The following is a 25596-nucleotide window of genomic DNA, read 5'->3' as shown; positions in this document are numbered from 1 at the left end:
TCCTTCGAACCCTCAGGTCAGGCAGTGCGCCAGCGGCTCCCCGCGCGCCCAGCGCCCCACCTCGGCGGCCGCGATCCGCGCGGCCTTCTCGGCGACCGCCCGGCTGGCGCCGCCCAGGTGCGGGGTCAGCACGACCCGGTCCGCGAAGCCGTACAGCGGGGAGTCCGGCGGCAGCGGCTCGCGCGCGTAGGTGTCCAGCGCCGCCGCCGCGACCCGCCCGCTCGCCAGCGCCGCGCACAGCGCGTCCTCGTCCAGCAGCGGGCCGCGCGCCGCGTTCACCACCACCGCGCCCTCGGGCAGCAGCGCCAGCTCGCGGGCGCCGAGCAGACCGCGGGTCTCGGCGGTGAGCCGGGCGTGCAGGCTGACCACCCGGGAGCGGCGCAGCAGCTCGTCGAGGGAGGCGACCCGCAGTCCGTGGATCTCGCCGCGCACATACGGGTCGTGGACCAGCACCCGCGCGCCGAACGCGCCCAGCACCCGCGCCACCCGGCTGCCCACCGCCCCGTAGCCGACCAGCCCGACCGGCAGGTCCTCCAGCTCCAGGCCGGCGCGGTCGTACGTGTAGTAGGCGGCGCCCTCCCAACTGCCGTGACCGGCCAGCGGGATGTGCGCCTGCGGGATCCGGCGCAGCGCCGCCAGCATCAGCCCCACGGTGAACTCGGCGGTGGCGGCGGCGTTCCGGCCGGGCGCGTAGCACACGCGCACCTCGCGGGACTTCGCCGCGTCCAGGTTGACGTTGACCGGGCCGCCCCGGCACACCACGACCAGCCGCAGGGCCGGTGCGGCGGCGAGGACCCGGGCGGTGACCGGGCCCATCTGCGTGACCAGCACCTCCCGGCCGTCGCCCAGCGCCTCGATCAGCTCGTCCTCCGCGTCACTGGCCTCGCTCACCTCGGCCACCGCGCCGAACGGCTCCAGCGGCCAGCCCAGCCGCACCTGACGGACGTCCGCCGGATGCTCCTGCCGCACCGCTTCGGCGATCAGCGAGGGCAGCACGAAGTGGTCACCGGCGGCGAGCACACGGACCGGGTCTGGGGTCATCGCAGGGACTCTCCTGTCGCGGCGTCGAAGACATGGGTGAGGCGGGGGTCGGCGGTCAGCCGGACCCGTTCGTCGTGGGCGAGCCGGACGTCCGGGCCGGTCAGGACGGTGACGGGCCGGTCGACGCCGGCGAGGTCGAGGGTGGCGAGGCCCGACTCCAGCAGGGGCTCGTGGGCCAGCACCCGGGCGGGCAGCCCGTCGGCGCCGGTCAGGGACAGGTCCTCGGGGCGGACGCCGACGATCAGCTCGCGCCCGGCCTCGACCCGCACCGGCAGCGGCAGTTCCAGCACGTCGGACAGGCGGGCGGCGTGGCCGCCGGCGGTGGCGGTGGCGGGCAGCAGGTTGATGGCGGGCTCGCCGACGAAGTCCGCGACGAAGACGGTGGCCGGGTGGTCGTAGATCTCGTACGGGGTGCCGAGCTGCTGGATCACCCCGTCCCGCATCACGGCGATCCGGTCGGCGAGCGACAGCGCCTCCTCCTGGTCGTGGGTGACCAGGATCGTGGTGTGCCCGAGGTCGCGCTGGATGCGCTTGAGTTCGCGGCGGGTGGTGTCGCGCTGGGCCGCGTCCAGGTGCGAGAGGGGCTCGTCGAGGAGCAGGACGTCCGGCTCGCGGATCAGGGCGCGGGCCAGGGCGACGCGCTGCTTCTGCCCGCTGGACAGGCCGGCCGGGCGGGCGTCCAGGAGTGGCGTCAGCCCGATCCGCTCCGCGATCTCGGCGACCCTGCGGTCCGCGTCCGCGCGGCGGCCCCGCGCCTTCAGCCCGAACGCCAGGTTCTCCGCGACGGTCAGCGGCGGATACAGCGCGTAGTTCTCGAACGCGACGCCCATGTTGCGCCGCTGCGCGGGCAGGTGCGTCACCGGTGCCCCGCCGACCAGGATGTCCCCGCCGGTCACCGTCTCCAGACCGGCGATCATCCGCAGGGTGGTGGACTTCCCGCAGCCCGACGGCCCGAGCAGCCCCAGCAACTCCCCGGAACGCAGAGCCAGATCGAGTCCGCGTACCGCCTCGACCGGGCGCCGCCCGCGTGAGCCGTAGGTCTTGCGCAGGTCACGTAACTCCAGCTCGGTCATCCACTCCGCCCTTCGTCGCGCAGACCTCGTAACGGACCTGGTGCTCGTCCAGGTCGCGCAGCGCCCCGGCCGACGCGCCGTCGTCGACCAGGAGCAGGTCGAAACGGGACAGCGGCACGACGCGGTGCAGGGCGACCCGGCCCAGCTTGGTGTGGTCGACCAGCAGGACGTTGCGGGCGGCGGAGTCGAGCATCGCCCGCTTCACGGACACGATGTGCTGCTCCTGGTGCCAGACGTGCCCGGCGTGCACGCCCGAGGTGGAGGCGAAGCAGACGTCGACGCGCAGCTGCTGCACCGCCTCGACGCAGGAGACCCCGAGGAAGGAGGAGTGCAGCGGGTCGTAGTCGCCGCCGAGCGCCATCAGGTGGATGCCCCGCCGGCCCGCCAGCAGGTTGATCGCCTCCAGGAAGTTGGTGACGACCGTCAGCGGGGTGATCTCGCCGAGGCGCAGGCGGCGCGCTATCTCCAGGGTGGTGGTGGAGTCGTCCAGCAGGATCGCCATGCCCGGCTCGATCAGCCGCATCGCCCGGCCGGCGACGGCCCGCTTCTCGTCCCGCATGGTCTTCAGCCGGTACTGCACGTTCGCCTCGAACACCCCGGACGGCTGCGCGGTCACCCCGCCGCGGAACTTGCGGACGACGCCCTGCCGGGCCAGTTCGTCCAGATCCCGGTGGATGGTCATCAGGCTCACCCCGAACCGCTCCGCCAGTTCCGCCGCGGTCGCCGACCCCGCGGCGAGGACGTGCTCGGCCAGGGCGGCCTGCCGGGCCGCCGGTCCATGGAACGCGTGGTTGCCGCCGCTCATCGTGCCCCGATCCGTCGTCCCGGGCGCTGTGACCCGTCGGCCTCGAACAGCAGCAGGTTCCCGGGCCGCACCGACAGCCGCACCGGATCGTCGGGACGCAGCCCCGCGGCCTTCTCGCGCGGGGCGACGACGGCCACCTGGGCGGCGCCGAGCCGCACGGTCACCTCCACCGAGCGGCCGAGGACCTCGGTGACGTAGACGCTGCCGGACAGCTCGTGACCCGGGCCGCCGCCCAGCGTCAGGTCCCGGGGCCGGATCCCGAGCTGCGCCGGGCCGCGCACGGGTGCCGCCAAGGGCAGCCGCACCGCGCCGTCCGGCGAGCTGAACACACCGTCCTCGACCGTCCCGGCCAGCAGGTTGATCCGCGGCCGGCCGAACGCCCGCGCCACCTCGGTGTCGTAAGGCCGGTACCAGATGTCCTCCCGCGTGCCCGTCTGCACGATCCGCCCGTCCCGGATCACCCCGATCCGGTCGCCGAGCGCCAGCGCCTCCACGGAGTCGTGGGTGACGTACAGCGTCGTGGTGCGCCGCACCGACCCGATCGCCTTCAGCTCGGCCCGCATCTGCTGGCGCAGCTTGGCGTCGAGGTGGGACAGCGGCTCGTCGAGCAGGAACGCGCGGGCCGGGCGGACCAGCACCCGGCCCAGGGCGACCCGCTGCCGCTGCCCGTTGGACAGCTCGCCGACGGGCCGGTCCAGCAGGCCCTGGATGCCGAGGAGTTCCGCCACCTCGCCGATCCGCCGGCGCGCCTCGGCGGGCGGCAGGCGGTGGCGGGGGGAGCGCAGCGGGGAGGCGAGGTTGTCGTAGGCCGACTTGTGCGGGTAGAGGGCGTAGCTCTCGAAGCACATGGCCACGCCACGGTCGTACGGTTCGATGCCCCGCATGTCCTTCCCGCCGATCTCGACCGTGCCCGCGTCGGGCCGTTCGAGTCCGGCGACGGTCTTCAGCGTGGTCGTCTTGCCCGCCCCGGACGGGCCGAGCAGGCAGAGGAACTCGCCTTCCGCGACCTCCAGATCGAGCCCGTCGAGGGCGGTGGTCCTGCCGTACGTCTTGCGGACCGCGGCCAGTTTGATCATGGTCATGACTTCACCGCCCCGAAGGACAGCCCGCGCACCAGATACCGCTGGATCAGCAGCGCCAGCAGCAGCGGCGGTACGACGGAGATCAGCGCGGCGGCGGCCGTCAGGTTGTACTTGGGGCGGTCGCCGCCGAGGAAGGACAGCGCGCCCACGGTCACGGTCTGCGCCTCGCTGGAGGTGAGGATGAGCGGGAAGACGAAGTTGTTCCAGGCGAAGATGAACGCGAGCAGGGACACCGCCGCGATCCCCGGCTTGACCAGCGGGATCGCCACCCGGAAGAAGGCCTGCTTGCGGGTGTAGCCGTCGAGCAGCGCTGCCTGCTCCAGCTCGGGCGTCAGATCGGCGAAGTACGACCGCATGATCCACACGATCAGCGGGAGGGTGACCAGCTGGAGCACCCACACCATGCCGACGTAGGTGTCGAACAGTCCCAGCTCCTGGTAGAGCACGAACAGCGGGATGATGACGGTGAGTTCGGGTGCGAACCGGAAGGACAGCAGCGTGAACATCAGGTTGTCCGAGCCCTTGAACCGCCAGCGCGCCGAGGCGTACGTGGCGGGCAGCCCCACCAGCAGCGACAGCGTCACCGCGCCCAGCGACACCACCAGGCTGTTGACGAAGAACCGGGTGAAGGGGATGCCCTCGCTGTCGCCGAGGACCGTCCGGTAGGAGTCGAGGGTGGGGGAGAAGGAGAAGTAGGTGGAGAACAGCTGGTCGGCGGGTTTCAGGGAGAGGATCACCATCCAGGCGATAGGGAACAGCGCGAAGACGAAGTAGAGGATCAGGGCGGCGTCCGCGAGCCACCCGGGCCATCGCCGTCTCACGTGGTCACCTCCGCGGCCCGGCGCTGGATCCGCCCCAGATGCCGGACGAGCACCATCGCGGCCAGATAGACCACGGCCCACAGCACGACCGTGTAGCTGATCCCGAAGGAGTAGCGCTGGAAGCGGATCGCCTCCAGGTACGCCCGGATCTGCAGCACCACGGTGGAGTCGCCGGGCCCGCCCTCGGTGAGGGCGTAGATGATGTCGAAGACCTTCAGCGAGTCCATGAACCGGAAGATCAGCGCCACCAGGACGTACGGCCACAGCATGGGCAGCGTCAGCCGCCGGAACGTGTACCACCAGCCGGCCCCGTCCACGGCCGCCGCCTCGAACGGGGAGGCGGGCAGGGACCGCAGCCCGGCCAGCGCGAGGATCGCGACGAACGGGGTGTACACCCACACGTCCACGGCGATCGACGACAGCAGCGCGCCCGTCGGGGTGTCCGTCCACTGCACGCCGCCCAGCCCGAACGGTCTCAGCAGGTGGTTCACCACCCCCACCGACGGCTGGAGCATCAGCTTCCAGATGATCGCCGCGATCACCGGGGCGATCATCAGCGGCAGGATCAGGATCTTCTCCAGCACCCGCCCGACCAGCGACGACCGGTTCAGCAGCAGGGCCACCGCGACACCGAGCACGGTCTCGAACCCGGCCGCTCCGACCGCGTACAGCACCGTCACCCAGGCGGAGTTCCAGAAGGACTCCTCGGTGAAGACGGTCCGGTAGTTGTCGAGGCCGACCATGTCCGGCCGCGGCTTGCTCGCCGCGAAGTCGAAGAGCGTGTAGTACAGGCCGAGCCCGAACGGGTAGAGGATGCCGCAGGTCAGCAGCAGTGCCGGGACGATGAGGAGATAGGGGCGCAGCGCCTGTCGCACGGCTAGCCGACCTTGCGGGCGAGGTCGTCGGCGAGGGAGTCGAGGACCGAGCGGGCGTTCTCGCCGCCGTAGATCTCCTGGAGCGCCGACGCCCAGCTGGTCGTCGCGTCGAAGAACTGTGCCTGCGGGGTGAACTGGATCCTCGTCTGGTCGACGACCGTCTCGAAGGTCTCGATGAAGCCGGGCAGGTCCTTCATCTTGTCCCGGTAGGCGCCGTCCTGCGCGATCGACCGCCGCACCGGGTCGATGTGGTGGTGGCTGATCGCGCTCTCGCGCAGGTGTTCCTTCCCGGTCGCCCACTGGAGGAACAGCCAACTGGCGCTCTTGCGTCTGCTCTTGGCGTTCATGCCGAGCGACCAGATCCACATGTTGGTGGCGAGCGAGCCGTCCGGGCCCTTCGGCCCCGGATGGAAGGCGATCTTCCCGGAGGCCGGGCTCGCGCCCTTCACCGCCTGGAAGTAGGCGGCCGTGTCCGCGTCGAACAGCATCCCGGCCTTGCGCGCGCCGAGGTCGCTGGAGCACTGGTACCAGGTGTACGACGTCCAGGACGGCGGCCCGCCCCGCTTCACCATCCGCGCCCAGTCCTCGGTGAACCGGACGGCCTCGGGGCTGTTCATGGCGGGGGTGAGCCTGCCGCCCTCGACGGTGAAGTCCTTCAGCCCGTTGCGGGCGTACATCGTCATGAAGCCGGGGTGGATGGTGGCCCAGCTGCGCGAGCCGCGCACGGCGATCCCGTACATGCCGTCGAAGCCGGCGCCCGGCGCCTTGCGCTTGATGGTCCCGGCGAGTTCCACCAGCTCGTCGAAGGTTTCCGCGGGCTTCAGGCCCAGGGTGCGGAACACCTCGGTGTTGTAGGCGACCACGTTGGTCTCCCAGCCCCACGGCAGCGCGTACTGCCCGCCCTGCCCGAGCGGCGCGCCCGCCTTCAGGTTCCACTGGCCGGCCTGGAGCAGGTTGGGGAAGAAGTCGCCCTGGTCCCATTCGTCGCCGGTGGCGGAGGCGTTGCGCATCCAGGGGCCGAGGTCCTCCAGCCAGCCGGGCGGACCGTACTGCCACACCATGTACGCGCCGAGCATGAACACGTCGTAGGAGGCGCGGCCGCTGGAGAGGTCGACGGTGAGCTTGTCGAAGTAGTTGTCCTCCGGGAAGACGTCGTACTCGACCTCGATCCCGGTCTTGTCGGTGAACGACTTCAGGTCGGCGAGAAGCGCGTCCGTGTACGGGTGCTTGTTCAGCAGCGCCTTGACGGTGGTGCCCCGCTCCCGTCTCCAGTCGAAGGAGCCGGTGATGTCGTCGGCGGCGGAGCCGTCACTCTCGTTCTCGTTCCCGCCGAACCCGGCACCGCAGGCGGTGAGCAGGGGCGCCGTCGCGGCGGCGGCCGTGAGGGCGAGGAAGCGGCGGCGGTCGTGCACGGGCGTGTCCATCCGTGACCTCCACGGGGGCTCGGTCCGGTGCGGGAGTTAACACGTCGAGTCGGCTCGCTAACAGAGAGTGGAACCACGGAAGTTGGCCGTCAATCCCTCGCGCAGCGGCAAATCCCAGGGCATGGTGAGAAGTTCACACCCCGGGACGCGAAGCGTGGGAGGTCCGGATGGCGGACGACAGGGCGGCCTGGCTCGGCATCGACCTCGGCACCCAGAGCGTGCGCGCGCTGCTCGTCACCGGCGACGGCACGGTCCTCGGCTCCGGCGCCGTGCCGGTCACCGGCCGGCGCGACGGCGTACGGCACGAGCAGGACCCCGAGCAGTGGTGGACCGCCGTGTGCGCGGCGGCCCGGCAGGCACTGCGCGCCCGCCCCGCGCCGCGCCCCGGCGGGCTCGCGGTGTGCGGCACCTCCGGGACCGTGCTGCTGACGGACCGCGCGGGACGGCCCCGCGGGCCGGCGCTGATGTACGACGACGGGCGCGCGGCGGCCGAGGCGGCCCGGCTGCGCGCGGCGGGACTCGCCGTGCAGGACACCTGGGCGCTGCCGAAGGCGCTGTGGCTGGCGTCCGCCCACGGACCGGGCCGCATCACCCACCAGCCCGACGTGATCACGGCCCGGCTCACCGGCCGCCCGGTGCCCACCGATTCCAGCCACGCGCTGAAGACGGCGTACGACGTGGAGGCCGAGGCCTGGCCCGACGTGCCCGGCGTCCCGGTGGAGGCCCTGCCGGAGGTGGTCCGCCCCGGCACGGTGCTCGGGGAGGTCTGCCCGGCCGCCGCCGACGCCACCGGCATCCCCGCCGGCACCCCGGTCGTCGCCGGGATGACCGACGGCTGCGCGGCCCAGCTCGCCTCCGGCGCGCTGCGCGAGGGCGCGTGGAACTCGGTGCTGGGCACGACGCTGGTGCTCAAGGGCGCCGCCCGCGAGCCGGTGCGGGACGGCACCGGCGTGGTCTACAACCACCGCGCCCCGGACGGCCGCTGGCTGCCCGGCGGGGCGTCCAGCGTGGGCGCCGGCGTGCTCACCGCCCGCTTCCCGGACGCCGACCCCGCCGCCATGGACCGCGAGGCGGCCGCCTTCGAACCCTCCGGCGCGGTGGCCTACCCCCTGGTGTCCCCGGGCGAACGCTTCCCCTTCCAGGCCCCCGAGGCGACCGCCCTCCTCCTCGGCGAACCCGCCGGTGACGCCGACCTGTGGGCGGCCCTGCTCCAAGGGGTCGGCCTGGTGGAACGCCTCTGCCTGGACTACCTCCACCACCTGGGCGCCCCCCTCGACGGGCCCCTCACCTTCACCGGCGGCGCCACCCGCAGCCCCTACTGGACCCAGCTCCGCACCGACATCCTGGGCCGCCCGGTCCACCTGCCCGCACACCCCGAACCGGCCCTCGGCATGGCGGCACTGGCCTGCCACGCGGCGACCGGCACCCCCCTGACCGACGTCACCGACCGCATGGTCCGCATCCGCGCCACCGTCCACCCCCGGCACACCGACCGCTACACCGCCCCCTACCTGCGCCTGCTGGACGCCCTGGAATCCCGCGGCTGGCTGCCGGGCCCCGTCGCGGCCCATGCGCGCGGCCGGGCGGAACGGAATACTGGCGGCTCATGACCGCCACCCTCCTCCTCGCCCGCCACGGCCAGACCGTCTGGCACGCCGAGAACCGCTACGCCGGCGTCAGCGACATCGCCCTCACCGACACCGGCCGCACCCAGGCCGAGGCCCTGGGCCGCTGGATCGGGGAGCACCCGGTCGACGCGGTGTGGACCTCGCCGCTGTCCCGCGCGGTGGCCACCGCCGAGCCCGCCTGCGCGGCGCTCGGCCTCACCCCGCACCGCGAACCGGACCTGCGCGAATGCGACTTCGGGACGGTGGAGGGCCGCACGCTCGCCGAGTTCGCCGGGCAGAACCCGGCCCACGCGGATGCCTACCGGGCCGACCCGGTGACCCACCCCTTCCCCGGCGCCGAGGACCCCACCGCCGCCGCCGGGCGCGGTGCCGCCGCGCTGCACCGCATCGCGGCCGCCCACCCCGGCGAGCGGGTCCTGGTCGTCGCCCACAACACCCTGCTGCGCCTCGTGCTGTGCCGCCTGCTCGGCATCCCGCTCGCCGACTACCGCCGCGTCTTCCCGAGACTGCGCAACGCCGCCGTCACCGAGCTGCGCCTCGACCCGGAGACGGGCACCGCGGGCCTGCTCTCGCTCAACGTCCCCACCACCTGACGACCCGCCGCACCGCCGGCGGAATCTTCCACTCCTGTCGTGAAGATCTACTCAGAAAGGCAACCACCGCAGGGCCGTTCACGTCGGAACGTGCATGGCGTGGGACGAATGGCAGCAATTGAAGAGCGACGCCGCCGAGCGAGGGGCGGTACGGACCCGGATCGACAGCGCCCCGAGCGCGGGCCCCGCCGGCGGCGCCGACCTCGTGGTGCGGCAGGACGACCTCGGCGCGGTGGGGCACGAAGCCTTCTCGCTGTTCGACCGGATGCGCGAGCGTGTCGACATCGCGGGCGCGGGTGCCGACAAGAGCGGCGCGGGCACCTCCCTGCAGGCCGCCACGGAACTGAAGAGCCATGGCTTCAGCGCGGGTGACGAGCTGTCCACGACGGTGGAGGTGTGGACCTCTCAGATTAAAAGCGTGCTGCAGGCCTGCGCCCACATCTCCAACCACCTGGACTACACGCGCAAGGCTCACGCCGCCGACGACGCGAAGATCGCCGCTCAGGTGAAGACCCGGGCCGGGTCGGCCATCGAGGTCTCGGTCCTCGACAGCTACTTCAAGTGACACCACGCGGGGGAAACGGCGTGAAGTACACCGATCTCATCGAAGTGGACCTCGGCAAGCTCGCCGCGGCCACCGCCACCTGGAAACAGGCCGTCACCGATCTCCAGGAACTCGCCGACGACGCCCGGGACGGCCTGAAGGCCAAGTCGGACACGGCGCGCTGGGCCGGCGTGAACGCCACCGTGACGCGCGGGTTCGTCACGAAGACGGCCAAGGAGATCGCGGACCTGCACCAGGAGGCCAAGAGCATCTGGAGCGTCCTCGACGACGCCCACACCGAACTGGAAGCCCTGCAACGCCGTGCCAAGTCCCTGACCGAGGAGGCGGGCAGGAAGGGCCTCATCGTGGTGGGGGCGGCCGACGGCGGCATCAAGGTCATGGAGGCGCAGTGCGACGCCGACGGCACCGGCCAGAAGACCAAGGACCTGATGCAGTGGTACGCCGACACCCTGGCCTCGGTGGTCAGCCACGCCACCGAGGTCGACGCCGCCCTGACCCGGGCGCTGCGCGCGAGCCACGGCGGCGACCCGCACAACGCCGGCCACGCCACCTACACCTCGCTCGACGGGGACATGTACCCCAGGGCGGAGAAACTCGCGGCGTTGGGCGAGGACGCCGACGCCCGGCAGAGCGCGGAGCTGCGCCGTCTGTGGGCCTCGCTCAGTCCCGAGGCCCGCGCCCGGCTCTGGGCCGCGCACCGGGACGACCTGCTTGCGGCAGGCCTGCTCGACCCGCAGGCCAAGCGGGTCGCGAGCGACGACGGGGCGGGGGAGTTCGGCATCGAGGACGCCGGCGCCGCCGAGTACTGGATCCAGGCCCAGGCCGTCGCCATGGCCAACGCGGGTGACTTCATCGGCAACACCGACGCCGCCCGCCACATGGACCACTATCTGAACGGCACCGGCGACCCCCTCGACCTCGACGTCGACCGCATGCTCACCGACGACGAGGCCCTGCGCCTGGCGTCCCGGGAGGCGGTGTTCAACCACCAGGACGAGTGGCGCAGGCAGGCGCTGGAGGCGTACGAGAAGTCCGGCGGCAAGCCGGTCGCCATCCCCGTGGAGACGCCGCCGCGGGGCTACACGCACAGCGACCGCAACTGGTACCTGGCGATCGGCAGCGGCATGACCAACACCACCGGTACGGTCACGGTCGTGCCCGGCCCGGACGGCAAGCCCAAGGTGTCGCTGGATTATCAGGTCAACGTCTGGGACCGGTACAACTGGGACCCCGGGAAGAAGACGCCGATCGGACCGACCGAGGTGACCGACGCCGACATGGCGCGCCTGCACACCACCGGTCTGGCCAGGGAGTTCGACATGCGAGGCAGTGGTTCGGTGCAGCGGTACGAGTGGGGCGAGATGTCCGGGCAGCTGCCCGATGCGAAGGATCCGGGGCGGGACGGCACCCGTACGGACATCGGGCGCAACGGGGACGCCCGGTGACCGCCCGTACTCGGGCTGGTGCACGGACCGCCGGGGGACTGGTCACCGCGTTTGCCGTCGCGGTGCTCGCGGGTTGCGGGGCAGGGAGCGGCGGCACGGACGCCGGATCCCGCACGGACACCCCTTCCCGGTCGGACTCCGGCGGACAGCGGGTGCCGTACTGGGTCAAGGGCGTCGGGTTCACGCGGGTCGCCGAGGACCTGGGGGTGACCGTCCCGCGGACGGCCACGGAGCGCGTGGGCGCCCGGCAGAAGGGCTTCCAGGACGACGTGCTGCTCCTGGCGTTCGTCCTGCCCGCGGGCGAGGTCGACGGCTTCGTCGACGGGCTCGACCCGGAGAACGAGCTGGTCCAGCGCGAGAAGGCCGCCGCCTCGGCCGGCTACGAGCCCACCGCACCCTTCGCCCACCTGGGCCTGGCCGAGCCGGAAACCCTCGACGGCGTCACCACCGGCCCGGTCTGTGCCCCGTGCGCCGGTGAGCTGAACTCCCTGGACATCACCGTCGCCCCGGTCGGGAAGGACCGCAGCCGGATCTACCTGCGCGGCATCGACTGACCGTCTCTCCCGGGCACGGGAAAACCCCCGCGAGTCACGTCCTCGCGGGGGCTTCCTTTCATCCGCCCGCCCGCGTGAAGGGTGAGAAGACGATCACGAGGCGGGACGACGGGTCAGGCGCTCACGGCGCCAGCAGCAGCACGTCCGCGCGGGACTTGGCGGCCTCGTAACGGCGGGCGACGTCCTGCCAGTTGACGACCTGCCACATCGCCTCGATGAAGTCGACCTTCTGGTTCTTGTACTGGAGGTAGAAGGCGTGCTCCCAGGCGTCGAAGACGAGGATCGGCGTGGAGCCCTGCCCGACGTTGCCCTGGTGGTCGTAGACCTGCTCGACGATCAGCCGGCCGCTCAGCGGCTCGTACGCCAGCACGCCCCAGCCCGAACCCTGGGTGGTGGCGGCGGCCTTCGACAGCTGCGTCCTGAAGTTCGCGAAGGAGCCGAACGACTCGGCGATGGCGTCCGCCAGCTCGCCCACGCCGTCCTTCTCCAGCGGCTCGCCGCCACCGTCACCGGTCATGTTGTGCCAGTAGATGGAGTGCAGGATGTGCCCGGACAGGTGGAAGGCCAGGTTCTTCTCCAGGCCGTTGATCGAGCCCCACTGCTCCTTGTCGCGCGCCTCGGCGAGCTGCTCCAGCGTGTCGTTGGCGCCCTTCACGTAGGCCGCGTGGTGCTTGTCGTGGTGCAGCTCGATGATCTCCGGGCTGATCACGGGGGCGAGCGCGGAGTAGTCGTACGGCAGTTCGGGCAGCGTGTAGACGGGCATGACAGGTCCCCTCCGACCTCTTATTGCAAGTAGCTTGCAACTACACGCTACCAACAGCAAGACCGGCGCAGGTGCCGGGGCAGCAAGAAGGCCCCCACGTGTCGCCACGTGGGGGCCTCGTCCGGAACCGGGAAGGTGAGGGACCGTCAGTTCCCCGCGTTCCTGCGCTGCCAGAGGTATCCCACGAGCGCCAGGAACAGCGTCATGCCACCCGTCGAGTACAGCTGCACCCGGGTGTCCGGCTCCCGCGCCATCAGGACGAAGATCGCCGCCATGCCGGCCAGCGCCACCCAGGTCAGCACCGGGAACGCCCACATCCGCACGACCAGCTTCTCCGGCGCCTCCCGCTCCACCCGGCGGCGCAGCCGCAGCTGCGAGACCGCGATGAAGATCCAGACGACCAGGATCACCGCGCCGATCATGTTCAGCAGCCAGGGGAAGACGTCGTCCGGGCGCCAGTAGCTGAGCAGCACGCACACGAAGCCGAACACCGAGGACGCCAGCACCGCGAGCCGCGGCACCCCGCCCGACACCCGGCCCAGCGCCTTCGGGCCCTGCCCGCGCCGCACCAGCGAGTAGGCGATGCGCGAGGAGCCGTAGATGTTGGCGTTCATCGCCGACAGCAGGGCGACCAGCACGACCACGTTCATCAGCTGGCCCGCGCCGGGGATGCCGAGGTGGTCGAGGGTGGCCACGTACGGGCCCTTCTCGACGATCTCCGCCGAGTTCCACGGCACCAGGGTCACCACGACCGCCATCGAGCCGATGTAGAACAGCGCGATACGCCACATCGCGGTGCGGACCGCGCTCGCGACGCCGCGCACCGGGTCCTCCGACTCGGCCGCCGCGATGGTCACCGTCTCCAGGCCGCCGTACGCGAACACCGAGGCGAGCAGGCCGATGACCAGGCCCTCGCCGCCGCCCGGCAGGAAGCCTCCCTCGCCCGTGAGGTTCGCGGTGCCCGGCGCGTCGGTGCCCGGCAGCACGCCCAGGATGGCGAGCACGCCCAGCACCAGGAACAGCGAGATCGCGAGGACCTTCAGCGCCGCGAACCAGAACTCGAACTCGCCGAAGTTCTTCACCGCGGCCAGGTTCGCCCCGCAGAAGACCACCATGAACAGCGCCACCCACGCCCACTCGGGCGTGCCCGGCAGCCAGCCGCTGACGATCTTCGCCGCGCCGATGCCCTCCAGGCCGACCGCGGTGCACAGCAGCACCCAGAACGACCAGCCCGCCGTGAAGCCCGCCCAGGGACCGATGGCCCGCTCGGCGTGCGCGGAGAAGGAGCCCGACGACGGATACGCGGCCGACATCTCGCCCAGCATCCGCATCACCAGCATCACCAGGAGGCCGGAGAGGACATAGGCGACGACGATCGAGGGGCCGGCGGCGGCGATGCCGGCGCCGGAGCCGACGAACAGGCCCGCGCCGATCACCCCGCCGAGAGCGATCATCGACAGGTGGCGCTGTTTCAAGCCATGGGAGAGGGAGGCGTCCGCCTGCGGCGGCGTCTCCTGAGCGGTGCTGGTGGGCATGGGCGCGGCTCGTCCATCCAGTCGGTGGGGACAGGTAAAACGCCCACAGTCTGGGCGGAGGTGCCGGTCAGGGGACGTCGCCGTTCACTATGCGGACGCGTGGAACACGGAGTGTACGGCTCCACTCACCCGTCCCGCACGGGTTCGTACACAGATGCGGATTGGCGAAAACCTACAGCCTGCCCCGCCCCGCCCGACGTGACGCACACGTCCCCACCTCCGTGACCGTCATCACGCCCCGGCCGGTGTGACCGGCACTCTTTGTACGCACTCCACCACAGCCGTCCTCCACCCTTTGTCGAGCGGTGACGGTGATCGGCTCAGGCCCTCTGGGTTAGCGTCACGGTGTCCCGTACCGCCGTCACCCGCGGAGTCCCCATGAGCACCGCCACCGCCACCTCCCTCGCCCGCCCGGGCCAGGTCCTCGCCGACCTGCTCCCGGCCTCCCGCGTCCGCGACATCGCCCTGGTCGCCGGCGGTGCCGTGCTCACCGGTCTCGCGGCCCAGCTCGCGGTGCCCGTGCCCGGCTCCCCGGTGCCGGTGACCGGCCAGACCTTCGCCGCGCTGCTCGTCGGCACCGCCCTCGGCGCCGGCCGCGGCTTCCTCTCCCTGGCGCTGTACGCGCTGGCCGGCATCGCGGGCGTGCCGTGGTTCGCGGAGGGCGGCTCGGGCGCCGCGGCCCCGTCCTTCGGCTACGTCCTCGGCATGCTGCTCGCCGCGACCGTCGTCGGCGCCCTCGCCCGCCGCGGCGCCGACCGCTCCCCGTGGCGGATGGCGGGCGCGATGCTGCTCGGCGAGGCGATCATCTACGCGGTCGGCGTGCCGTACCTGGCCCTGGCCCTCGACCTGTCCGCCTCCGCCGCCCTCGCGGCCGGCCTCACCCCGTTCCTGGTCGGCGACGCCCTGAAGGCGGCCCTCGCGATGGGCGCCCTGCCCGCCGCCTGGAAGCTCGTCGGCAAGCGCTGACCCCCGCCGCGTACGGCGGCGCGACGTACTAGACGGAACGGAAGAGGTTCGCCGGGTCGTACGACGACCTCAGCCCGGCGAGCCTCTTCCGCGTCCCCGGCTCGTGCAGCCCCTCGGTCCGGTCGCCCGCGCCGAACGCGAAGTTCACGGCGCGGCCCAGGGTGTCCGGCGCGAGCCGCGCGAACGCCGGGTCCAGCAGCGCGCGGGCCCGCTGCCGGTCGCCCGCCGTCAGCAGCCGCAGCAGGAACCGCCCCTCCCGGAACGGCACCGCGTTCGGCGCGGGCCGCGCCAGCGCCCCGCCGAGATGGTTGATCTGCACGACGACCATGGGGTCCGCACCGGCCGTGCCGTCCTCGCGGTCCGTGCCATCGGTGCCGTCCGTGCCGTCCGCGGCCGGCCCGGTGCGCCGCAGCACCTCGGCCACCCGGTCCACGTCCAGCCGGCCCAGCACCACGCTGTCCCCGTAGTACGCGTGCGGCACCTCCGGGTCGCTGTGGATGGTGCGGCTCTCGGCGTACGGCATCTCCCGCAGCGAGTCGGCCGGCACCGGCCCGATCTCCCGCAGCGGCGCCACCAGCCGCTCCCCGTCCGTCCCGGGGTACGCCACCCGCACGGACACCACATACCGGCCCCGCAGCCCCGGCGGCACCGCCGGGAGGTCCGGATACGGTACGGCGGCGAAGGACGACGTCAGCTCGTCCGGCACCGTCCGGGTCCACGCCTCGTACGCCGCCAGCACGGCCGCCGGATCGACGCGCCGCCCGTCGAAGGCGAGCGAACCGCCGTACAGCCGGCCGACGGGGACCAGCTCGATCTCCATCGCGGTGACGATCCCGAGGCCGGGGCCGCCGCCGAGCAGCCCCCAGTACAGCTCCGAGCCCTCGCGCACCTCCCGGTGCGTGCGCCCGTCGCCGGTCACGACGTCCAGGGAGCGCACCCGGTCGGCGGCGTGACCGACCGCGCGGGCGAGGATGCCCAGGCCGCCGCCCAGCGTGTAGCCCACCGCCCCGACGGAGGGTGCCGAGCCGTTGGGCGGAGCCAGCCCGTAGGGGGCGGCGGCCGCCACCACCTCGCCCCAGCGCACGCCCGCCTCGATCCGGGCCGTGCGGGCGGCCGGGTCGACGGTCACGCGGTCCATGCGGCGCGTGGTGACGAGGACCCCGCCCTCCAGCGGGCCGGGCACGCCGTGGCCGGTCGCCTGGACGGCCAGCGGCAGGTCCCGCGCGGCCGCGTACCGCACGGCGGCCGCCACGTCCCCGGCCGAGCGAGCGCCGAGGACGACGGCGGGCCGCCGTACGAAGCCGGTCTGGAAACCGGCGGTCTCCTCCGCGTAACCGGCGTCGCCGGGGCGGAGCAGCAGCAGATCCGTGGTGTCGGGAAGGTTCATGACGCCGAGCCTGCCGCCATAACCTGACAACCACCGTCAGGTTTCGACCGCGCCCCGGTCCCCTTCGCCTGGACGCCCCCGGAGAGCTGGCGGCCCGATGTGAAGGGGCCGTCCGGCGGTGGTGCGGGAGGACACGTTCACCCTCGACGGCGTCCCCTGGCACGCGCGGCTGCTCGGCTTCACCGCGGGGGGACGTCGTACCGGATCAACACCTGGTACCAGCCGCGCGTGGCGGACCGGGCGCTGCGGGTGTACGAGGAGGTGCGGGACGGCTTCACCGTGCTCTGACGAAGGGCCCCGCGGCGAGACGCCGCGAGGCCCTTGAGATGTCGTACGGCGGGATCCGCCGGCTTGAGGTGTCGTACGCCGGAATCGGCCGGCCTGACGTGCCGTACGGCCGGATCAGCCGCTGGTGACCTCGTCCCGCTGCCGCTCCCGGCCGGAGCCGAGCTTCTGCCGGATCACGGCGATGGCCAGCACCACGGCCGCCACCAGCAGCGACAGCAGCACGGTCCGGCGTCCGTCGTGCTCGGTGTCGGTGAGCATGTAGCCGAGGACGAAGACGATCAGCGCGGCGGTCGCCCAGGTCAGGTAGGGGTACAGCCACATCCGCACGACCAGCTTCTCCGGCGCCTCCGCCTGGATGATCTTCCGCATCCGCAGCTGCGAGAAGCAGATGACCAGCCACACGAACAGGGCGACGGCACCGCTGGAGTTCACGAGGAACAGGAAGACGGAGTCCGGGAACTTGTAGTTGAAGAACACGGCCACGAACCCGAAGACCACGGACACCAGGATCGCCGTACGCGGCACACCCTTCTCGGTCGTCCGCGCGAACGACTTCGGCGCGTCCCCGCGCTCACCGAGCGAGAAGGCCATCCGGGAGGCGGTGTACAGGCCGGAGTTGAGACAGGACAGCACCGAGGTCAGCACGATGAAGTTCATGATCTGACCGGCGTGCGCGATGCCCAGCGAGTCCAGCGCGGCCACGTAGGAGCCCTTGTCCTGGATGGACTTGGAGTCCCACGGCAGCAGCGAGACGACGACGAGGATCGAGCCCAGGTAGAAGACGGCGATGCGCCAGATGATGCTGTTGGTCGACTTGGTGACGGCGCGCTGCGGGTCCTCGGACTCGCCGGCCGCCAGGGTCGCGATCTCGCTGCCCATGAAGGAGAAGACGACCAGCAGCACACCGGTGAGGATCGCCCCCGGCCCGTTGGGCAGGAAGCCGCCGTGCTCGGTGAGGTTGGACAGGCCCGCCTGCTCGCTGTCGACGCCGGGGAGCACGCCGAACACGGCGAGGCCGCCGATGACGATGAAGGCGCCGATGGCGACGACCTTGATGCCGGCGAACCAGAACTCGAACTCGCCGTAGGAGCCGACGGACACGAGGTTGGTGCCGGTGAGCACGACCATCACGATCAGCGCCCAGGCCCACTGCGGTACGGCGGGCACCCAGCCCTCCAGGATCACGGCACCGGCGGTCGCCTCGACCGCGAGCACCACGACCCAGAAGAACCAGTAGAGCCAGCCGATGGAGAAGCCGGCCCAGGGCCCGAGCGCGCGGTCGGCGTGCGCGGAGAAGGAGCCGGACGTCGGGTTGGCGGCCGACATCTCACCGAGCATGCGCATCACCAGCACCACGAGCGTGCCGACGAGCGCGTACGAGAGGAGGATGCCGGGGCCGGCGGTGGCGATACCGGACGAGGACCCCACGAAGAGTCCGGCACCGATGACACCGCCGATGGCGATCATCGACAGATGGCGGTTCTTGAGCCCTGCCTGGAGTCCGGAACCGGATCCGGGGTTGCCGGTTCCTCCGGGGCCTCCGTGGCCGTTGTCGGCCTTCCTCAGGGTCGGCTGCGAAGTCATGGGACGGAAATCCTTTGCGCCGGAATGATCAATTCCCGTACGAGCGGCGTACGAGCCGGACCAGTGAATCCGAGGGAAACGAATTCTTGAACCTTTGAATCCGGATTGTTACTTGAGGTTTCCCTGAGCTTCAGTGGCCCGCGTCACAGATCACGACGCCGGCACCCCGCCCTGCTGCCCGACCGGGCGCATGTCACACTCATCCCATGCGCGTGTATCTCGGCTCGGACCATGCCGGCTTCGAACTCAAGAACCACCTCGTCGAATGGCTCAAGGCGGCGGGTCACGACCCCGTCGACTGCGGCCCGCACATCTACGACGCCCAGGACGACTACCCGCCCTTCTGCCTCCGCGCCGCGGAGAAGACCGCCGCGGACCCCGACTCCCTCGGCATCGTGATCGGCGGCTCCGGCAACGGCGAGCAGATCGCCGCGAACAAGGTCAAGGGCGTCCGTGCCGCCCTCGCCTGGAGCGAGGAGACGGCGGCGCTGGGCCGCCAGCACAACAACGCCAACGTCGTGGCCGTCGGCGCGCGCATGCACACCCAGGAGGAGGCGACCAAGTTCGTCGAGGTCTTCCTGGGCACCCCGTTCTCCGGTGACGAGCGCCACATCCGCCGCATCGACATGCTGGCCGGGTACGAGACCACGGGCGAGCTGCCGCCGATCCCGGCGCACCACCCGCAGCAGGACTGACACAGGGCCCCGGCGGGACGGCGTCCCCGCCACAGCGGCCGGCAGGACACGCCCTCCGGGGGCTGGAAGGAAACGGGAACCGTGCCAGAGGGGCACACGATTCACCGGCTGGCACAGGACTACGCCGACCGGTTCGCCGGCACGGCCCCCCGGGTCACCAGCCCCCAGGGCAAGTTCTCCGACGCCGCCGACCTCCTCGACGGCGCCGTCCTCACCGCCACCGAGGCCCACGGCAAGCACCTCTTCCTGCGCTTCCGTGACAGCGACTGGGTCCACATCCACCTGGGCCTGTTCGGCAAGGTCGCCTTCGGCGACGCCCCGGCGCCCCCGCCCACGGACACCGTCCGCCTGCGCCTCGCGAACACCACGTCGTACGTCGACCTGCGCGGCCCCACCACCTGCGCCCTGATCACCGACGCCGAGAAGCGCGCCATACACGACCGCCTCGGCCCGGACCCGCTGCGCGACGACGCCGACCCCGACGAGGCCTACCGGCGCGTCTCCCGCAGCCGCACGGCCATCGCCAGCCTGCTCATGGACCAGAAGGTCATCGCCGGCGTCGGCAACGTCTACCGCGCGGAGGTCCTCTTCCGGCACGGCATCGACCCCTACCGCGCGGGCCGCGACATCACCCCCGCCGAGTGGCACGCCCTGTGGACCGACCTCGTGGAGCTGATGCGCGAGGGCGTCCGCAACAACCGCATCGACACCGTCCGCCTCGAGCACACCCCCGAGGCCATGGGCCGCCCGCCGCGCGTCGACGACCACGGCGGCGAGGTGTACGTCTACCGCAGGGCCACCCTGCCCTGCCACGTCTGCGGCGGCGAGATCCGCACCGCCGGCCTCGCCGCCCGCAACCTCTTCTGGTGCCCCGTCTGCCAGCGCGCCTGAGACGCCCGGCTCAGAACCCGTGCGGCAGCCAGGGCGCCGGCCCGGCCGGCCCGAACGCCACCGACGCCTCCGCCAGCGCCCCCGCCCGCAGCTCCCGGACCCGCCCGGCAGCGGCCAGCGCGGTGAGACTCACCCCGCCGAGATACGCCGACCCCAGCTCCCGCACGGTCAGCGCGAGGTCCGCCGCGTCGGCCGTACGCTCGCACGAGGCGCCCTTGGTGTCCCCGCTGAGCCGCCAACGCCCCGTGTTCCACGGGCAGAAGGCGTCCTCGACGTCCAGCACCACGTCCACCGGCGCGGCATAGGTCCGCGCCTCGAGCGCGGCCCCCACCTCCACCGGCCGCAGATACAGCGAGTCCCGCTGCCGCGTCCGGCACCGGCGGATGTCCGACACCAGGTACTGCCAGGCGTCGTCGACCGGCCGCCCCCGCATCACCAGCGTGGAGGTCAGGTCGATCCCGAACAGGAACCGCCACAGCGCCGCGTCCACCGCGGGATCCTCGGCCGCCAGGTCCTCCAGCGACACCGTGCCGTCATGACCGCTGTCGCCCCAGCCGAGCTTCACCCGGAACCGGGCGTATCCGGCGATCCGGCCGTCCCGCTCGGCGACCACGCACTGCAGCGGCGACGCGCCCTCCCGCTCGCTCTCCGGGTCCAGCAGCGCCACCCGCTCCCACTTCGGCCGCCGCGCCAGCATGCCCGGCCGCCCGGGCACCAGCCGGGCGTAGACCGCCTCGCAGTCCTCCAGCACATCGGCCGGCGCCGCGTAGCGCAGCCGTACGCCGTCGGTCCCGGCCGGCACCGACAACCGCACCCGCGCCGTGTCGATCTCGGCGCGCAGCGCGTACGTCGCCGCCCCGTACCCGAACCGTCCGTAGATGTCCGGCTCCGAGGCGGTCAGCACCGCCAGCGGCTCGCCCCACGAGCGGACGTCGTCCAGCTGCCGCCGCATCATCGACGTCAGCACCCCGCGCCGCCGGTGCGTGCCGGCCACGCTCACCATGGTGACGCCCGCCGCGGGCACCGACGCCCCGCCGGGCACCGTCAGCCGGAACGTGAACGCGCCGGCCGTGCCCACCACCGCGTCCCCGTCCCACACGGCCAGGGAACGGTCGAACTCGGTGAGCTCCCGCCACAGTTCGCGTTCCTCGGGCGCCTCCGGCACACCGCCGAACGCCCGCAGCAGAGTGTCGTACCACACGTCCCAGTCGTCCGGCCGCAGGACGCGCATGCCGTCCGCCCGGTCACTCGCCATCGCCATGGTCCATGCCTATCAGGGCAATGAGGGGCGAGCCAGGGAATTACCGGCGGGTGGCGGGGAGATGGAGGCCCGTGAAGATCCCGGCGCGGCCGAACCCCGGACGGGGGACAAGTGGGACCTCCCGTGCCAAGCAGCGGGTCCGCTGGATAGGGTCCCGAACTAATGGCAGCAGGAGGACAACGGCGCGCGGCCGCCGAGACGTTCCCGGCCCGGTGGAAGATGCAGTGGCACCGGGTCCGCGTCGGCCTGCGCAAAAGCGCCGTCGACTACTTCCGCGGCGACGGCTCCGACTGGGTCGCCCTCGCCGGACTGCTGCTCACCGTCCCGCTCATCGCCGCCACCACCCTCGCCAACCCGGTGTGGTGCTCCCCGGCCGCGCTGGTCCTGCCGATCGTCGCGGGCGGCCTGCTGCTGCGCCCGGCGAGCCTGCTCGGCCTGTACGCGGCGGCCGCGACCGCCCTGATCGTGGAGTCGGTCCAGCTGGGCCCGTACACGGAAGGCCCCTCACGGGTCACGCCGGGCGTGGTCCTCGTCGTCGCCGCCTGCGGCTTCTTCGGCCTGCTCATCGCCCAGTTCCGCAGCCGGGTCGGCGTGCCCTGGCGGCGCGGCGGCACCATGCTGTTCGACCTGCGCGAACGCATCCGCACCCAGAGCCGGCTGCCCAAGCTGCCGGCCGGCTGGCACCGCGAGATGGCGCTGCGCCCGGCCGGCGGCCAGTCCTTCTCCGGCGACTTCGTGGTCGCGGCCCGCACCAACGGCGGCCGCACCCTGGAGGTCGTCCTCACCGACGTCTCCGGCAAGGGCATGGACGCCGCCTCCCGCGCCCTCCTCCTGGCCGGCGCGTTCAGCGGCCTGCTCGGCTCGCTGCCCCCGCACGCCTTCCTCCCGGCCGCCAACGGCTACCTGCTGCGCCAGGACTGGGACGAGGGCTTCGCCACCTCCATCCACCTGGTCCTCGACCTCGACTCCGGCGACTACGAGCTGTACTCCGCCGGCCACCCGCCGGGCCTCCAGCTCAGCGCGGGCAGCGGCCGCTGGGAGGAGAAGGCCGCCGAGGGGCCCCTGCTCGGGGTCTACGAGGGCGCCCAGTTCGACCCGGTCAAGGGCACCCTCCGCCCCGGCGACGTCCTCATGCTCTTCACCGACGGCTTGGTCGAGACCTCCGACCGCGACATCGTCGAGGGCATCGACCGCCTGACCGGCGAGGCCGACCGCTACGTCGCCGGCGGCTTCCACGGCGCCGCCTGGCACCTCATCGAGGCCGTCGCCAAGGACGTCAACGACGACCGGGCCCTCCTCCTCATCTGCCGCGAGGGCCCGACCGCCCACGCCCAGCCCCGCCCGTAGCCCGCAGGGGGCGGGCCACTCGAACGGGAGGCTGTCCGTGCGGGGGCCCACAGGCGCTGGGAGACTGGCGGGGTGACCGAGACACCGCGCACCCTGCCGCTCGCCGAGGTCGAGGCGCTGGCCCGGGCGGCCCACGAGGGGCAGACCGACAAGGCCGGGCGGCCGTACGCCGAGCACCTTCAGGCCGTCGCGGAGGGCGTCCGCGCCCGCGGCGGCGACGACGAGCAGATCGCCGCCGCCTGGCTGCACGACGCCGTCGAGGACGACGCGCTGCCCGAGCGGTGGCTGCACCAGGCCCCGCTGAGCCGCCGTACGAAGGACATCGTGCTGGCGGTCAGCAAGCGGGCGGGGGAGTCCCCGGAGGCGTACGCCGCGCGGATCCTCGCCACGCCCGGCGCGCTGCTGGTGAAGGAGGCCGACCTCGCCCACAACGCGGACCCGGCCCGCCTCGCCGCCCTGGACGAGCCGACCCGCACACGACTGACCGAGAAGTACGCGCGGATGCGCGCGCTTCTCGGTCTCGGGGAATGACGCCGGGGCCGGCCGGTCTCAGACGCGGGCGGTCTCCCGCTTGCCGCCGCCGTTGCCGCGACGGTCGTCACGGCCGCTCTCGCCGTCGCCTTCGCGGTTGTCGCCCTGGTCGGCGGATGCGCCGGCGCCGGCCGGTTCGTTCGTGCGCCGGTCCCGCGCGGCCTGCGCCGCGTCCTGCCGGAACGCCCAGTCCATCTTGGGCTCCATCGCGAACCGGAACACCCGCTGCACCGGCCCGGTGCACAGCAGCGTCACCCCGATCGCGGCGAGCACGGTCACGAAGACCTCGCCGAGCGGGCGGTGCAGCCACGCCTGGTCGAACCAGCCCTCGTACATGCCGGCCTTCACCACGAACCCGTGCAGCAGGTAGCCGTAGAGCGTGCCCGCGCCCAGCGCGGTGAACCACATGTGGCGCCGCGGCACCCAGGCGAAGAAGCAGGCGGTCAGCAGCAGCGAGCAGCCGAACATCGCCAGCACCATCACCGGCCCGACCCACCACGGCACACCCAGCTCCTGCGCGGCGTCCCGGTGGTAGAACCAGGCGGTGTTCATCCGCGGCACGGCCCACCAGCCCACGGCCAGCGCGACCGCGAACACCGGCACCGACAGGATCCGCACCGAACGGCGCCGCACCATCTGGAAGTGCTCGGGCTTCATGCACAGCCCCAGCACGAAGTACGGCAGGAACTGCAGCACCCGCTGCAGGTCCAGGTCGTCGCCGATCTCCGGGCTGACCGACGCTGCCATGGCCAGACCGAGCGCGACCGGCAGCGGCCAGCGGATCATCTTCCAGATCGGCGTGGTGAGTCGCCACAGGAACAGCGCGCACAGGAACCAGGTCAGATACCACGGGTCGAGCAGGCTGATCTCCTGCTCCGGCGCGTCGTCGATCACCCGCTTGAAGAGCGGATACGCCGTCTCGAAGACGATGTACGGCACGGCGACACCGGTGATCAGCCGCTTCAGCCGGCTGGGGCGCATGTCGAAACTGCGCGAGAAGAAGCCGGAGATGATGATGAACGCCGGCATGTGGAAGGTGTACACGACGGTGTACACGCCCTCCAGGATGCGGCTGTCACCCTTCAGCGGCTCCCAGGCGTGACCGATGGCCACCAGCACGATCGCCAGGTATTTGGCGTTGTCGAAGAACGCGTCGCGCTGCTTGCCGGACTGCGGGCTCTGCGGGGACCGCGGGCTCGGCACTCCCGGTCCCGGCGACTGTGCCGGGGGAAGCGGCGCCCTGCGGCGGGAGGAGGCGGCGTGGAACATCTGAGGCACCCTAGCGTCGTCTGCGGGGTCGCGTAAAACCCCCCACGTCGTTACCGGTTCAGCGCTCGGCTACCCCCGATTTATGCAGGCAAAATGTCCAGTTGGAGGTCATTCGATTTATCTGTGCGCATGTTGTGTGGGCAGGGAAACCATCCTGTCGAATTCCTGTCGCGGGCATGCCCTCGAATTACTGTGCGGCCCCGCGCGGCGGCCCTGTTGGCGGCCGCCCGCCCCGCCGCCCGCCGTCCGCCGGTCACTGCCGTGACGGACGTTGCGTCACGGGCCGCATAGGGACGGCTGGTTGGTGGCACGATGGTTCTGGCGGGGGTGTGCGGTGCCGGCATCCCCCGGCCGGTAGAGCGGACCGACCGAGGGTGTGATCTGTTGTGGCCATTTCACTGTCAGTGGTGCTGCTGTTGGCGATCATCCTGGTCGTGATGATGCGCGGCGGTTCGATCAAGGCCGGGCCCGCCATCGTGGCGATCCTCTTCGGCTTCTTCCTCGCCTCGACGGGCATGGCGCCGTCGATCAATCGTTTCCTCAACTCGATAGCGGAGACGATCAACTCCATCACCTTCTGACCGCCGCCGGACCGGTCGCGGAAAACGCCTCAGGGCCGGCCGGAGAGACGATCTCCGGCCGGCCCTGAGGCGTACCGAGCGGGCGACGGGAATCGAACCCGCGTAGCCAGTTTGGAAGACTGGGGCTCTACCATTGAGCTACGCCCGCACACAGGCGCCGCTGGTCGGGTGACCACGGCACTGCAGGCATCGTAGCGGGTCGTCCCCCCTCGCCGCACACCCCTTCCGGCGCCACGCCGGGCACCGGACCCGGTGTCCGCCCGCCGGCGCCCCGCACGGCGCAGGTCCGGCGCACCTCTGGCGCACGCGATGGCGCGGGGCATGACGCGCGGAATACGGAGGCCGTGTTGTCGCCGGGCATGTACCCTACGTGTCGCACACCAGACGGGGTGTGGCGCAGCTTGGTAGCGCGTCCGCTTTGGGAGCGGAAGGCCGTGGGTTCAAATCCCGCCACCCCGACCAGCCACTGATCACCACGAGTGATCGTCGCGCCCTCGCGCATGATCGCCTTTTGGGGCGTGTACCCGCTGCCGTTACTATGCAAGCTGCACGCCCGTGTGTCCGGCCTAGCGGCCTGCGAACTCCTCCGGGC

24 protein-coding genes and 2 tRNA genes are annotated in these 25596 nt (G+C 72.1%); 12 read left to right on the top strand and 14 right to left on the bottom strand.

The window, feature by feature from the left end:
* Nucleotides 1–12: 12 nt before the first annotated feature.
* The 7 genes from AB0K92_RS22935 to AB0K92_RS22905 are packed head-to-tail and all read right to left on the bottom strand — an operon-like array spanning nt 13 to nt 7121.
* Entirely contained in the window at nt 13–1041 is a 1029-nt protein-coding gene (locus tag AB0K92_RS22935) for a 2-hydroxyacid dehydrogenase (RefSeq protein ID WP_365925634.1), read from the bottom strand.
* The gene (locus AB0K92_RS22930; RefSeq protein WP_365925632.1) at nt 1038–2114 is read right to left on the bottom strand and encodes an ABC transporter ATP-binding protein; all 1077 of its coding nucleotides are present in this window, start codon (nt 2112–2114) and stop codon (nt 1038–1040) included. Before AB0K92_RS22930 ends, AB0K92_RS22935 begins: the two co-directional genes overlap by 4 nt.
* On the bottom strand, nt 2092–2919 hold the full coding sequence (locus AB0K92_RS22925) for a DeoR/GlpR family DNA-binding transcription regulator (RefSeq protein WP_365925630.1): 828 nt from the start codon (nt 2917–2919) through the stop codon (nt 2092–2094). The genes AB0K92_RS22930 and AB0K92_RS22925 overlap by 23 nt, the downstream gene beginning before the upstream one ends.
* Nucleotides 2916–4001: an ABC transporter ATP-binding protein gene (locus AB0K92_RS22920; protein ID WP_365925628.1), complete on the bottom strand. Its 1086-nt coding sequence runs from the start codon at nt 3999–4001 to the stop codon at nt 2916–2918. The genes AB0K92_RS22925 and AB0K92_RS22920 overlap by 4 nt, the downstream gene beginning before the upstream one ends.
* Nucleotides 3998–4822, bottom strand: a complete 825-nt coding sequence (locus AB0K92_RS22915; protein WP_365925626.1) for a carbohydrate ABC transporter permease — start codon at nt 4820–4822, stop codon at nt 3998–4000. Before AB0K92_RS22915 ends, AB0K92_RS22920 begins: the two co-directional genes overlap by 4 nt.
* Nucleotides 4819–5697, bottom strand: a complete 879-nt coding sequence (locus AB0K92_RS22910) for a sugar ABC transporter permease (RefSeq protein WP_365925624.1) — start codon at nt 5695–5697, stop codon at nt 4819–4821. The genes AB0K92_RS22915 and AB0K92_RS22910 overlap by 4 nt, the downstream gene beginning before the upstream one ends.
* Nucleotides 5698–5699: 2 nt before the next feature.
* On the bottom strand, nt 5700–7121 hold the full coding sequence (locus AB0K92_RS22905; protein ID WP_365925622.1) for a sugar ABC transporter substrate-binding protein: 1422 nt from the start codon (nt 7119–7121) through the stop codon (nt 5700–5702).
* Between the two features lie 167 nt (nt 7122–7288).
* Between AB0K92_RS22905 and AB0K92_RS22900 the strand changes: the two genes are divergently transcribed.
* From AB0K92_RS22900 to AB0K92_RS22880, 5 genes are all read left to right on the top strand, one after another.
* Complete coding sequence (locus tag AB0K92_RS22900; RefSeq protein WP_365925620.1) at nt 7289–8731, top strand: FGGY family carbohydrate kinase; 1443 nt, start codon at nt 7289–7291, stop codon at nt 8729–8731.
* The gene (locus tag AB0K92_RS22895; protein WP_365925618.1) at nt 8728–9342 is read left to right on the top strand and encodes a histidine phosphatase family protein; all 615 of its coding nucleotides are present in this window, start codon (nt 8728–8730) and stop codon (nt 9340–9342) included. The genes AB0K92_RS22900 and AB0K92_RS22895 overlap by 4 nt, the downstream gene beginning before the upstream one ends.
* 94 nt (nt 9343–9436) lie before the next feature.
* Complete coding sequence (locus tag AB0K92_RS22890; RefSeq protein WP_165998581.1) at nt 9437–9907, top strand: hypothetical protein; 471 nt, start codon at nt 9437–9439, stop codon at nt 9905–9907.
* Nucleotides 9908–9927: 20 nt separating this feature from the next.
* A complete protein-coding gene (locus AB0K92_RS22885; RefSeq protein WP_365925616.1) occupies nt 9928–11352 on the top strand; it encodes a hypothetical protein in 1425 nt (474 codons plus the stop codon).
* A gap of 152 nt (nt 11353–11504) precedes the next feature.
* Nucleotides 11505–11906 (top strand): hypothetical protein, encoded by a 402-nt coding sequence (locus AB0K92_RS22880; RefSeq protein WP_165998577.1) that lies wholly within the window; start codon nt 11505–11507, stop codon nt 11904–11906.
* A 121-nt stretch (nt 11907–12027) separates the two neighbouring features.
* Here the strand turns inward: AB0K92_RS22880 and AB0K92_RS22875 are convergent, their stop codons facing one another.
* Nucleotides 12028–12669: a superoxide dismutase gene (locus tag AB0K92_RS22875; protein WP_365925614.1), complete on the bottom strand. Its 642-nt coding sequence runs from the start codon at nt 12667–12669 to the stop codon at nt 12028–12030.
* A gap of 146 nt (nt 12670–12815) precedes the next feature.
* The gene (locus AB0K92_RS22870) at nt 12816–14204 is read right to left on the bottom strand and encodes an amino acid permease (RefSeq protein ID WP_165998572.1); all 1389 of its coding nucleotides are present in this window, start codon (nt 14202–14204) and stop codon (nt 12816–12818) included.
* Between the two features lie 378 nt (nt 14205–14582).
* Here AB0K92_RS22870 and AB0K92_RS22865 point away from each other — a divergent pair, with 378 nt between their 5' ends.
* A complete protein-coding gene (locus tag AB0K92_RS22865; RefSeq protein ID WP_365925612.1) occupies nt 14583–15170 on the top strand; it encodes a biotin transporter BioY in 588 nt (195 codons plus the stop codon).
* Nucleotides 15171–15198: 28 nt separating this feature from the next.
* Here AB0K92_RS22865 and AB0K92_RS22860 read toward each other — a convergent pair whose 3' ends face one another.
* Together AB0K92_RS22860 and AB0K92_RS22855 are read right to left on the bottom strand one after the other, a co-directional pair.
* A complete protein-coding gene (locus AB0K92_RS22860; RefSeq protein WP_365925610.1) occupies nt 15199–16557 on the bottom strand; it encodes an FAD-binding protein in 1359 nt (452 codons plus the stop codon).
* Nucleotides 16558–16959: 402 nt separating this feature from the next.
* Nucleotides 16960–18429, bottom strand: a complete 1470-nt coding sequence (locus AB0K92_RS22855) for an amino acid permease (protein ID WP_365925608.1) — start codon at nt 18427–18429, stop codon at nt 16960–16962.
* Between the two features lie 206 nt (nt 18430–18635).
* On the opposite strand from AB0K92_RS22855, the gene AB0K92_RS22850 reads away from it, so the two are divergent.
* Together AB0K92_RS22850 and AB0K92_RS22845 are read left to right on the top strand one after the other, a co-directional pair.
* On the top strand, nt 18636–19124 hold the full coding sequence (locus tag AB0K92_RS22850) for a ribose-5-phosphate isomerase (RefSeq protein WP_165998562.1): 489 nt from the start codon (nt 18636–18638) through the stop codon (nt 19122–19124).
* A gap of 81 nt (nt 19125–19205) precedes the next feature.
* Nucleotides 19206–20015, top strand: coding sequence for a DNA-formamidopyrimidine glycosylase family protein (locus AB0K92_RS22845; RefSeq protein ID WP_365925606.1), 810 nt, complete (start codon nt 19206–19208; stop codon nt 20013–20015).
* Between the two features lie 10 nt (nt 20016–20025).
* Here AB0K92_RS22845 and AB0K92_RS22840 read toward each other — a convergent pair whose 3' ends face one another.
* Entirely contained in the window at nt 20026–21270 is a 1245-nt protein-coding gene (locus tag AB0K92_RS22840; protein WP_365925685.1) for a GNAT family N-acetyltransferase, read from the bottom strand.
* Nucleotides 21271–21438: 168 nt separating this feature from the next.
* On the opposite strand from AB0K92_RS22840, the gene AB0K92_RS22835 reads away from it, so the two are divergent.
* Both AB0K92_RS22835 and AB0K92_RS22830 read left to right on the top strand, forming a co-directional pair.
* Nucleotides 21439–22623: a PP2C family protein-serine/threonine phosphatase gene (locus tag AB0K92_RS22835; RefSeq protein ID WP_365925604.1), complete on the top strand. Its 1185-nt coding sequence runs from the start codon at nt 21439–21441 to the stop codon at nt 22621–22623.
* Between the two features lie 72 nt (nt 22624–22695).
* The gene (locus tag AB0K92_RS22830; RefSeq protein ID WP_206313055.1) at nt 22696–23154 is read left to right on the top strand and encodes an HD domain-containing protein; all 459 of its coding nucleotides are present in this window, start codon (nt 22696–22698) and stop codon (nt 23152–23154) included.
* Nucleotides 23155–23172: 18 nt separating this feature from the next.
* Here the strand turns inward: AB0K92_RS22830 and AB0K92_RS22825 are convergent, their stop codons facing one another.
* Nucleotides 23173–24357, bottom strand: coding sequence for an acyltransferase family protein (locus tag AB0K92_RS22825; protein ID WP_365925601.1), 1185 nt, complete (start codon nt 24355–24357; stop codon nt 23173–23175).
* Nucleotides 24358–24809: 452 nt separating this feature from the next.
* On the opposite strand from AB0K92_RS22825, the gene AB0K92_RS22820 reads away from it, so the two are divergent.
* Nucleotides 24810–25004 (top strand): hypothetical protein, encoded by a 195-nt coding sequence (locus AB0K92_RS22820; RefSeq protein ID WP_165998554.1) that lies wholly within the window; start codon nt 24810–24812, stop codon nt 25002–25004.
* 77 nt (nt 25005–25081) lie between these two features.
* On the opposite strand, the gene AB0K92_RS22815 is transcribed toward AB0K92_RS22820, so the two are convergent.
* Nucleotides 25082–25152, bottom strand: a tRNA-Gly gene (locus AB0K92_RS22815).
* Nucleotides 25153–25389: 237 nt separating this feature from the next.
* Between AB0K92_RS22815 and AB0K92_RS22810 the strand changes: the two genes are divergently transcribed.
* Nucleotides 25390–25466: transfer RNA gene (locus tag AB0K92_RS22810), tRNA-Pro, on the top strand.
* Nucleotides 25467–25596: the final 130 nt, after the last annotated feature.

It is taken from the genome of Streptomyces sp. NPDC052687, assembly GCF_040678395.1.
Classification (GTDB): domain Bacteria; phylum Actinomycetota; class Actinomycetes; order Streptomycetales; family Streptomycetaceae; genus Streptomyces.
Note: the sequence above shows the minus strand (reverse complement) of the source record. Positions and strands in the feature narration are given on the sequence as shown.

Excerpts from the sequence above, each read along its gene's own strand:
- AB0K92_RS22865 (WP_365925612.1), top strand. The coding sequence starts at position 14,583 with ATGAGCACCGCCACCGCCACCTCCCTCGCCCGCCCGGGCCAGGTCCTC.
- AB0K92_RS22870 (WP_165998572.1), bottom strand. The coding sequence starts at position 14,204 with ATGCCCACCAGCACCGCTCAGGAGACGCCGCCGCAGGCGGACGCCTCC.
- AB0K92_RS22840 (WP_365925685.1), bottom strand. The coding sequence starts at position 21,270 with ATGGCGAGTGACCGGGCGGACGGCATGCGCGTCCTGCGGCCGGACGAC.
- AB0K92_RS22855 (WP_365925608.1), bottom strand. The coding sequence starts at position 18,429 with ATGACTTCGCAGCCGACCCTGAGGAAGGCCGACAACGGCCACGGAGGC.
- AB0K92_RS22905 (WP_365925622.1), bottom strand. The coding sequence starts at position 7,121 with ATGGACACGCCCGTGCACGACCGCCGCCGCTTCCTCGCCCTCACGGCC.
- AB0K92_RS22935 (WP_365925634.1), bottom strand. The coding sequence starts at position 1,041 with ATGACCCCAGACCCGGTCCGTGTGCTCGCCGCCGGTGACCACTTCGTG.
- AB0K92_RS22900 (WP_365925620.1), top strand. The coding sequence starts at position 7,289 with ATGGCGGACGACAGGGCGGCCTGGCTCGGCATCGACCTCGGCACCCAG.
- AB0K92_RS22920 (WP_365925628.1), bottom strand. The coding sequence starts at position 4,001 with ATGACCATGATCAAACTGGCCGCGGTCCGCAAGACGTACGGCAGGACC.
- AB0K92_RS22835 (WP_365925604.1), top strand. The coding sequence starts at position 21,439 with ATGGCAGCAGGAGGACAACGGCGCGCGGCCGCCGAGACGTTCCCGGCC.
- AB0K92_RS22890 (WP_165998581.1), top strand. The coding sequence starts at position 9,437 with ATGGCGTGGGACGAATGGCAGCAATTGAAGAGCGACGCCGCCGAGCGA.
- AB0K92_RS22895 (WP_365925618.1), top strand. The coding sequence starts at position 8,728 with ATGACCGCCACCCTCCTCCTCGCCCGCCACGGCCAGACCGTCTGGCAC.
- AB0K92_RS22850 (WP_165998562.1), top strand. The coding sequence starts at position 18,636 with ATGCGCGTGTATCTCGGCTCGGACCATGCCGGCTTCGAACTCAAGAAC.
- AB0K92_RS22875 (WP_365925614.1), bottom strand. The coding sequence starts at position 12,669 with ATGCCCGTCTACACGCTGCCCGAACTGCCGTACGACTACTCCGCGCTC.
- AB0K92_RS22930 (WP_365925632.1), bottom strand. The coding sequence starts at position 2,114 with ATGACCGAGCTGGAGTTACGTGACCTGCGCAAGACCTACGGCTCACGC.
- AB0K92_RS22925 (WP_365925630.1), bottom strand. The coding sequence starts at position 2,919 with ATGAGCGGCGGCAACCACGCGTTCCATGGACCGGCGGCCCGGCAGGCC.
- AB0K92_RS22860 (WP_365925610.1), bottom strand. The coding sequence starts at position 16,557 with ATGAACCTTCCCGACACCACGGATCTGCTGCTGCTCCGCCCCGGCGAC.